We start from the raw sequence: 8,488 nt of genomic DNA, 5'->3' as shown, positions 1-8,488 counted from the left end.
CACCAGGAGCCGCCCATGCGACCCCGCCCCGCCCTCGCCGCCGTCGCGGCGCTCGCCGTCCTCGCGGTGCTCGCCGGCTGCGGGACCGCCGACCCCTCCGCCTCCCTGCCCGCGGGCACGAAGGAGGGCGGCGATCTCGTGTACGCCACCGACCGCGAGCCCACCTGCCTGGACCCCCACAACAGCGGCGACATGCCGCAGACCTACATCGCCCGCCAGTACCTCGACTCGCTGGTCTCGATGAAGGCCGACGGCACGGTCGTGCCCTGGCTCGCCCAGTCCTGGCACGTGTCGAAGGACGGGCTGACCTACGACTTCCACCTGAAGAAGGGCGTGGAGTTCACGGACGGGGAGCCGCTGGACGCGGACGCGGTGGTCGCGAACTTCGAGCAGATCATGGACCCGGACACGCAGTCCTCGACCGACCTGCTGTACCTCTCGCCGTACTTCGAGAAGGCCACCGCGGTCTCCGAGCACACGGTGCGCGTGACCCTCAAGCGCCCCTACTCGCCGCTGCTCACGGTGCTCTCGCAGGCGTTCTTCGGCATCGAGTCCCCCAAGGCGATGGCCCGCGGGCTCGAGAAGAACTGCGCGGCGCCCGTCGGCACCGGCCCCTTCAAGGTCGCCGAGTGGAAGCGGAACCAGGAGGTCGTGCTGGTGCGCAACGACGACTACGACTCCGCCCCGGCCGACGCGAAGCACCAGGGGCCCGCCTACCTCGAGAAGGTCACCTGGCGCTTCCTCAAGGACAACACCGCCCGCTTCGGCGCCCTGCAGTCCGGGAAGGCGCAGGCCATCTTCAACCTCCCGCCCGAATCCGTGCCCGCAGCGAGCGCCGACCCACGCATCGACACCGACGACTTCGTGCACTCCGGCGTGCCCTTCGCGCTGGACTTCAACACCGACAGCCCGCAGCTGTCCGACGTGCGCGTGCGCCGGGCGATCGTGCATGCGGCCGACGCCCCCGGCATCGTCGAGAGCGCCTACGCGGGCGTGTTCCCCTACGAGGGCAACGCCCTGTCCAGCGGCACCCCCGACTACGACGACAGCTACCACGAGCCCTTCCCCTACGACCCGGACAAGGCGGCGGCGCTGCTCGACGAGGCGGGATGGACGGGCCGCGACGCGGACGGCTACCGCACCAAGGACGGGAAGACCCTCACGCTGCGCCTGCCCTTTAACTCGGATCCGGGCGAGACGCCCCCGGCGGACCTCACGATCTTCCAGAACTTCCAGGCCATGGAGAAGCGGGCCGGGATCAAGGTGGAGCTGCAGCCGAAGGACGCGGCCTCGATGACCGCGATCAAGACCGATCCGAGTGCCTATGACCTGCAGGGACGCTACTGGAACAGCCCCACGCCCGGCGTCATGTACATCAAGTTCTCCCAGGAGACCCTCGACATCGACAACGGGCAGAACGTGGCGCGCGACTTTGACGACGAGCTCGATCGGACTCTCGTGCAGGCCGCCGGCACCACCGACCCCGAGAAGCAGCAGCAGCTGTACTCCAAGGCCCAGGGGATCCTCACGTCCCAGGCCTGGCACCTGCCCCTCTATCCCGTCCAGACGCGCCTGGCGACGAGGTCCGACCAGGTCCGGGACATCTGGATCGAGCCCAGCGAGGGCGAGCCCGTGCTGCACGACGCCTACCTGATCCGGGACGGAGCCTGAGATGACCGCCGAGACCACGTCCTCCGCCCCAGCGCCCGTCGGCCCCGTCGGCCCCGAGGAGCCGGCCGCGCCCGTCGGCCCCGCGCCCACACGCCCCGGGCCCGCCGCGCCGCCGGCCGCCCTGCTCGCCCGCCTGCGCGCCTCCCTGCCCGGACGGATCGCGCTGCGCGTGCTCTCCGCCCTGGTCCTGCTGTGGGCCGTCGCGACCATCGTGTTCTTCCTGCAGCACCTCGTGCCGGGTGATCCGGCGCTCGCGATCCTGGGCGGCGCCTCGGCGAACCCGCCGCCGGAGACCGTCGCCGCGGTGCGCGCGCAGTACGGCTTCGACCAGCCCCTGCTCGTGCAGTACGCAGACTTCCTGGGCGGTCTGGTGCGCGGGGACCTCGGCAGCTCGTACACGATGAAGGAGCCGGTGGCCCGGATCATCGCCGAGCAGATCGTCCCCACGCTGCAGCTGACCGGCGCCTCCCTCGCCATCGCCTGGGCGATCGCGATCGGCAGCACCCTGCTCACGGCCGCCCGTCCCGGACTCGCCGCGCGCATCGGCTCGGGCCTCGAGGTCGTCCTCGCCGCCCTGCCCCACTTCTGGCTCGGCGTGGTGCTGCTCGTCGTCTTCGCGGTGACCCTGCAGTGGCTCCCGGTGGTCGACGACGGCCCCGCGGGGCTCGTGCTGCCCGCGCTCACCCTGGGCGTCCCGCTCGGCGGCTTCCTCGCCCAGGTCACGCGGGACGAGTTCGACGCCGCCTCGCGCCAGCCCTTCGTGCTCTCGGCCCTCTCTCGCGGCACGCGCCCCCGTGACGTGCGGTGGCGCCACGTCCTGCGCCATGCCGCCCTGCCGGGGATCGCGCTCTCGGGATGGGGACTGGGCTCGCTGATCTCCGGTGCGGTCGTGGTCGAGGTGATCTTCTCCCGCCAGGGCATCGGCCAGGTGCTGGTGACGGCCGTGACCTCGCAGGATCTCCCGCTCGTGATCGGGGTGACCTTCGTGGTCGCGCTCGTCTACGTGATCGCGAACATCCTCACCGACCTCGCCGCCGTGGCCGTGGACCCGCGGCTGCGCACCTCGATCGGAGGCGCCTCATGACCGCTCTCGCCACTGCACCGGAGACCGCCGCCCCGGCGGCAGGCTCCCGTCCCCGGGCCCGGCGGGCCCGCCGGGCGACGGCGCTGCGCAGCGTGAGCTTCTGGCTCGCGGCCGTGGTCGTCGTCCTGGTGCTGCTCGCGGCGGTCGCGCCAGGCCTCCTGGCCCCGCAGGACCCGCTCGAGATCAGCCTCGGCGAGAGCTTCGACGGCCCCAGCGCCGCGCACGTCTTCGGCACCGACCAGTCGGGGCGCGACGTGTTCTCCCGTGTGGTCCACGGCGCCGGTCAGTCGCTCGCGATCGGCCTCGGGGCGACCGCGATCGGCCTGGTCGGAGCCATCGCCCTGGGGCTCCTGGGCGGCCTCGGCGGACGCCTGGCCGACGCCTCGGTGACCCGCGTGATCGAGGTCCTCTACGCCTTCCCCGGGATCCTCCTCGCACTCATCCTCATCGCCGTCTACGGCAGCAGCGCGCTCACCCAGATGGTCGCCGTGGGCGTCGCGACGATGCCCGGCTACGCCCGCATGGTGCGCGGCCAGGTGCTCGCCGTGAAGGGCTCGCTGTACGTGGAGTCCGCCCGCGCGCTCGGCCACTCCCCCGCCCGGATCCTCACGCGCACGATCCTCCCCAACGCCTTCCGCCCGCTCACCGTGCTGGTGACGCTCGGGGTGGGCCAGGCGATCGTGTGGGCCGCGGCGCTCGGCTTCCTGGGCATGGGCGTGCAGCCGCCCACCGCCGAGTGGGGCGCGATGCTCAACGCCGGCCGCACCTACATCCAGCAGGCCTGGTGGATGGACTTCTTCCCCGGCATCACGATCGTCGTCTTCACCCTGTCCCTCACCGTGCTGGGCCGTCACCTGCAGCGCGCCGCCGACTCCGGAGCCTCCCGATGAACGCCCTGATCACCGCCCAGAACCTCTCGGTCTCCTTCGACGACGTCGAGGTCGTGCACGACGTCTCGCTCACGCTGCGCCCGGGCAGCTGCCTGGGGATCGTGGGCGAGTCCGGCTCCGGGAAGTCGGTGACCGCACGCAGCCTGCTGGGGCTGAACGGCGAGCGGGCGGCCGTGCGCGCCGACCGTCTCGAGGCGGCCGGCACCGACCTGCTGGGGGCATCCGACGCCCAGCTGCGCGCCCTGCGCGGCCGCCGCATCGGCTACGTGCTGCAGGACGCCCTGGTCTCCCTGGATCCGCTGCGCCGCGTGGGCGCGGAGATCGCCGAGCCCCTGCGCGTCCACGGCGTGCCGCGGCGCGCACGGGAGGGCCGGGTGCACGAGCTGCTCGCGGCCGCCGGCGTCCCCGAGCCCGAGCTGCGCGCGCGTCAGCTGCCCAGCGAGCTCTCGGGCGGGCTGCGCCAGCGCGCGCTGATCGCCGCGGCGTTGGCCCTGGATCCCGAGGTCCTGATCGCCGACGAGCCGACCACCGCCCTCGACGTCACCGTGCAGGCGCAGATCCTCTCGCTGCTCGAGGCGAACCTGGCCGCGGGACGCGCGATCATCCTCATCAGCCACGACCTCGCCGTCGTCGAGCGCCTGGCCGACGAGGTGCTGGTGATGAAGGACGGCCGCGTCGTCGAGCAGGGGCCCACGTCCCAGGTCCTGTCCCGCCCCGCCGATCCGTACACGCGCCGCCTGCTCGCGGCAGTCCCGTCCGCCCGCTCCCGCGGATCGCGCCTCTCCGACACGCCGCCGCTCGAGCTCTCGGCGCGGGACCGGGAGCGGCTCGGGGCGCGACGCGCGGGAGCACGGCGGCCCGAGGCCGACGGCGACGGCGCACCCGCCGCCGAGGCTCCGGTGCTGCAGGTCGAGCACGTCTCGAAGCGCTTCCGCGGACCCGACGGGCGCGAGCGCACCGTCGTGGACGACGTGTCCTTCGCGCTCGCGCCGGGCGAGACCCTCGGGATCGTCGGCGAGTCCGGATCCGGGAAGTCGACGACGGCGCGCATCGCGCTGGCTCTCGCCGAGCCGAGCGCCGGGCGCGTCCTGCTCGACGGCGAGGCCTGGTCCGGGCTGCGCGAGCGCCGCCGCCGCGAGCGCCGGGCCCGCATCTCCGTGGTGCCGCAGGACCCGCTGGGCTCCTTCGACCCCCGCTGGGACGTCGGCCGCACCATCGCCGACGCACTCCCCGCGGAGTTCGGGGGCTCCGCCCGCAGCGGGGCCCGGTCCCGACGCGTGTCCGAGCTGCTCGAAGCCGTGGGGCTCACCGCGGCCCATGCCCGCCGCCATCCCCTGACCCTCTCCGGCGGACAGCGCCAGCGCGTCGCGATCGCGCGCGCCCTGGCCACCTCGCCGGAGATCCTGGTGCTCGACGAGCCGGTCTCCGCGCTCGACGTGTCCATCCAGGCGCAGGTCCTCGACCTGCTCGGCGACCTGCAGGAGGCTCTCGGCACGGCGCACCTGTTCATCTCCCACGACCTGGGCGTCGTCCACCACGTGTCCGACCGCGTGCTGGTCATGCAGGCGGGCCGCGTGGTGGAGCAGGGCACCGCCGACGACGTCTTCTTCCGCCCCCGCCACGACTACACCAGGGAGCTCGTCGCCGCGCTCCCCCACCCGACCCTCCAGGAGACCGCATGAGCACCACCACCGCACCCGACGCCCCGACAGACTCGGCCACTCCGAGCGACTCGGCCGACTCGGCCGCCGCGACGCACGAGGATCTGCGTGCGCGCTTCGCGCCCGTCCTCGCCGAGTTCGCGGAGGGCGCGGTCGAGCGGGAGCGCGAGCGCCGCCTGCCCTTCGACGAGGTCCGCGCGCTCGCGGACGCGGGCTTCACGGCGATCACCGTCCCGAGCGAGCACGGCGGATCCGGGGCCGACGTGGAGACCCTGTTCGCCCTGCTCATCGACCTCGGTGAGGCCGATTCGAACCTCCCGCAGCTGCTGCGCGCCCACTTCGCCTTCGCCAACGGCCTGCTGCTGGGCGACGAGGAGGAGGATCCGAGCACCTGGCAGCGCCTGCTCGCCGGCGGCGCTGTCTTCGGCAATGCGAGCCATGAGCGCTCCACCGCGCGGGTCGGGGACCTCGCGACCACCGTCGCTCCCGACGGTGAGGACTTCCTGATCAACGGTGAGAAGGCCTACTCCACCGGCTCGATCTTCGCGGACTGGATCAACGTCACCGCGCAGACGCCCGACGGCCGGCGCGCCCGGGTCACGGTGCGTCGCGACGACGACGGCGTGCAGGTGCGCGACGACTGGGATGGCTTCGGCCAGCAGCTCACCGGCAGTGGCACCACGGTGCTGCACGACGTGCGGGTGCCCGCCTCCCGGGTGCGGATCCGAGGTGGGAGCGCAGACGGCCTGCCGACCCCTCAGACCGCGTTCCTGCAGCTGGTGCTGCTGTCCTCGCTCGTGGGTGTGGGGAGGGCGGCGCTGCGCGACGGCGTCGAGTTCGTGCGCTCGCGCACCCGCGTCTACTCGCAGGGCAGCGGTGCCACGGCGGCGCAGGATCCGCTGGTCCAGGCGGTCGTCGGCCGGCTCTCGGCGAGGCTCGCCGCCGCGGAGGACTCCGTGCTCGCCGCCGCGCGCCTCCTCGGCCGCGCGCAGGAGTCGGTGATCCGCGATCATCGCGACGGGGTGGCGGGCTCGGAGCGCTCGCTCGCCCTCATCGACGCGGCCGAGCTGCGCACCGTGCAGGCGCAGCTCACCGCCGTGGAGAACGTGCTCGCGGTGACCACGCAGCTGTTCGAGGTGGGCGGGGCCTCGGCGACCTCGCGCGGCCGAGCGCTGGACCGGCACTGGCGCAACGCCCGCACCCTGTCCTCGCACAACCCCGCGATCTACCAGGAGCGCGCGATCGGCGACCGGCTGCTCAACGACTCCGAGCTGCTCTACTTCTGGTCGACGGGCGAGAAGAAGGGCTGAGGGCCGCCGCGGGTTCCCTCAGACCGCTTCGAGCGCCGCCCGATACGCCGCGAGGGTCGCATCGTCGAAGAGCCAGAACCGGATCTCCTCGAACCCGCCGAGCGCGGCCTCGGTCTCGCGCACGGTGCGGATCGCGATCCGGGCCGCGCGCTCGACGGGGAAGCGGTAGACGCCCGTCGAGATCGACGGGAAGGCCACGCTGACCAGTCCGTTCTCGCGTGCGACCTCGAGGCTGCGCCGATAGCAGGAGGCGAGCTGGGCGTCCTTCTCCTGCCGTCCGGTCTCGTCGGCCCGCGTCGACCAGACAGGGCCGACGGTGTGGATCACGTGGGCGGCGGGCAGGTCGTGACCGCCGGTGATCTTCGCGTCGCCGGTCCCGCAGCCGCCGAGGGTGCGGCACTCGGCGAGCAGCCCGGGGCCGGCGGCGCGGTGGATCGCGCCGTCGACCCCGCCGCCGCCCAGCAGCGTCGAGTTGGCGGCGTTGACGATCGCGTCGACGTCGCCGTCCGTCGTGATGTCGCCGCGGTGCAGACTGATCGGGACCCTCGGCTCGCTCATCTGCGCACTCCCCTTCTCACCCCTTCTCACCACGGGGCCATTCCGGGCCCGCTCATTCGCTGACGCGGACCACGATCTTGCCGCTGGTGTGGCCGTCCATGCTCGCGCGGAAGGCGTCGGCCGCCTGCTCGAGCGGGAAGGACCCGGCGACGTCGACGCGCAGCTTGCCGGTGTCGACCATGTCGGCGAGGACGGCGAGGTCCTCGGCATCGGGCCGCACCCACATGTAGGTGCCGCCGGACTCCGCGACCGAGCCGTCGGCGATCGAGGCGTGCCGACCGCCGTCCGCGAGCACGGCGAGGGTCGCGTCCAGCACCCCGCCCACGTAGTCGACCACGACGTCCACGCCGTCGGGCGCGAGCTCGCGCACGCGGTCGGCGAGGCCTTCGCCGTAGGTCACGGGCTCGGCGCCCAGGGAGCGCAGGCGGTCGTGGTTCGGCTCGGAGGCGGTGCCGATGACGCGCGCGCCGAGGGCCACGGCGATCTGGACGGCGAAGCTGCCGACGCCGCCGTTCGCGCCGTGGACCAGCACGGTCGTGCCCTCGGCGACGCCCATGCGGGTGAGGGACTGGTAGGCGGTGAGGCCGGCGAGGGGCAGGGCGGCGGCCTGCTCCCAGTCGAGCGTCGCGGGCTTGCGGGCGAGGGTCCGCACGGGCACCGTCATCTGCTCGGCGAAGGAGCCCTGCTCGACCCAGTCCTTGCGGCCGTAGGCCATGACCTCGTCGCCCTCGACGACCTCGGTGACGTCCAGCCCCACGGCCTCGACGACGCCCGCGACGTCCCAGCCCGGGATCGCGGGGAACTCGATGTTCATGAGCGGATCGAGGCCGCCGGCCACGATCTTCCAGTCCACCGGGTTCACGCCGGCGGCGCGCACGGCGAGGCGCACCTCGCCGGGGCCGACCTTGGGGGTCTCGACCTCGCTGACCTCGAGGACGTCAGGGTCTCCGTACGTGCTGTAAGTGATGGCCTTCATGTCCCTTGCGAACGCGCGCGGCGGGGGCGCGTATTCCGAGGTGCGGGCGATGCGCCGGGACGTCCTCGAGCGCGGCGCGAGATCTTGTTAGGGTGCCAGGGCGGATGTGCCGTGGGTCACCGTGGCCCCGGGTGCGACCGCGTGCATCGAGGATCCGAGCGGGCCGACGAGACCCTCGCCCCCTCGCCCGGACCCGCGAGAGGGCCGCTTCGGTGGGGTTCCGTGCCCGATCGGCCGTGCTCCGGCGCAGATCCTGACCAGACGTCCCCTCTCGTTCCCGCTCCCTCCTGTCCGCCCGGCGGCAGCCCGCCGGGCGGACAGGAGGGAGCGGGAACGAG

The 8,488-nt window shown here is 73.4% G+C and carries 7 protein-coding genes; 5 read left to right on the top strand and 2 right to left on the bottom strand.

The genetic code is table 11. The features are described 5' to 3' along the window. From MHY49_RS18300 to MHY49_RS18280, 5 genes are all read left to right on the top strand, one after another. The coding region (locus MHY49_RS18300; protein WP_239206557.1) for an ABC transporter substrate-binding protein at positions 1 to 1,671 on the top strand (1,671 nt) is incomplete at its 5' end. A gap of 1 nt (position 1,672) precedes the next feature. Next, complete coding sequence (locus MHY49_RS18295) at positions 1,673 to 2,755, top strand: ABC transporter permease (RefSeq protein ID WP_239206555.1); 1,083 nt, start codon at positions 1,673 to 1,675, stop codon at positions 2,753 to 2,755. Then, positions 2,752 to 3,645, top strand: a complete 894-nt coding sequence (locus tag MHY49_RS18290; protein ID WP_239206553.1) for an ABC transporter permease — start codon at positions 2,752 to 2,754, stop codon at positions 3,643 to 3,645. Before MHY49_RS18295 ends, MHY49_RS18290 begins: the two co-directional genes overlap by 4 nt. After that, positions 3,642 to 5,327 (top strand): ABC transporter ATP-binding protein, encoded by a 1,686-nt coding sequence (locus MHY49_RS18285; protein WP_239206551.1) that lies wholly within the window; start codon positions 3,642 to 3,644, stop codon positions 5,325 to 5,327. The genes MHY49_RS18290 and MHY49_RS18285 overlap by 4 nt, the downstream gene beginning before the upstream one ends. Beyond that, on the top strand, positions 5,324 to 6,616 hold the full coding sequence (locus MHY49_RS18280; protein WP_239206549.1) for an acyl-CoA dehydrogenase family protein: 1,293 nt from the start codon (positions 5,324 to 5,326) through the stop codon (positions 6,614 to 6,616). Before MHY49_RS18285 ends, MHY49_RS18280 begins: the two co-directional genes overlap by 4 nt. 18 nt (positions 6,617 to 6,634) lie before the next feature. Here MHY49_RS18280 and MHY49_RS18275 read toward each other — a convergent pair whose 3' ends face one another. Together MHY49_RS18275 and MHY49_RS18270 are read right to left on the bottom strand one after the other, a co-directional pair. Continuing rightward, positions 6,635 to 7,174, bottom strand: coding sequence for an O-acetyl-ADP-ribose deacetylase (locus tag MHY49_RS18275; protein WP_239206547.1), 540 nt, complete (start codon positions 7,172 to 7,174; stop codon positions 6,635 to 6,637). Between the two features lie 52 nt (positions 7,175 to 7,226). Beyond that, on the bottom strand, positions 7,227 to 8,150 hold the full coding sequence (locus MHY49_RS18270; RefSeq protein ID WP_239206545.1) for an NADP-dependent oxidoreductase: 924 nt from the start codon (positions 8,148 to 8,150) through the stop codon (positions 7,227 to 7,229). Positions 8,151 to 8,488: the final 338 nt, after the last annotated feature.

Source organism: Brachybacterium sp. ACRRE (assembly GCF_022346485.1).
Lineage (GTDB): Bacteria > Actinomycetota > Actinomycetes > Actinomycetales > Dermabacteraceae > Brachybacterium > Brachybacterium halotolerans.
This window is presented reverse-complemented; position numbering and strand designations above follow the sequence as displayed.

Excerpts from the sequence above, each read along its gene's own strand:
- MHY49_RS18295 (WP_239206555.1), top strand. The coding sequence starts at position 1,673 with ATGACCGCCGAGACCACGTCCTCCGCCCCAGCGCCCGTCGGCCCCGTC.
- MHY49_RS18290 (WP_239206553.1), top strand. The coding sequence starts at position 2,752 with ATGACCGCTCTCGCCACTGCACCGGAGACCGCCGCCCCGGCGGCAGGC.
- MHY49_RS18285 (WP_239206551.1), top strand. The coding sequence starts at position 3,642 with ATGAACGCCCTGATCACCGCCCAGAACCTCTCGGTCTCCTTCGACGAC.
- MHY49_RS18280 (WP_239206549.1), top strand. The coding sequence starts at position 5,324 with ATGAGCACCACCACCGCACCCGACGCCCCGACAGACTCGGCCACTCCG.
- MHY49_RS18275 (WP_239206547.1), bottom strand. The coding sequence starts at position 7,174 with ATGAGCGAGCCGAGGGTCCCGATCAGTCTGCACCGCGGCGACATCACG.
- MHY49_RS18270 (WP_239206545.1), bottom strand. The coding sequence starts at position 8,150 with ATGAAGGCCATCACTTACAGCACGTACGGAGACCCTGACGTCCTCGAG.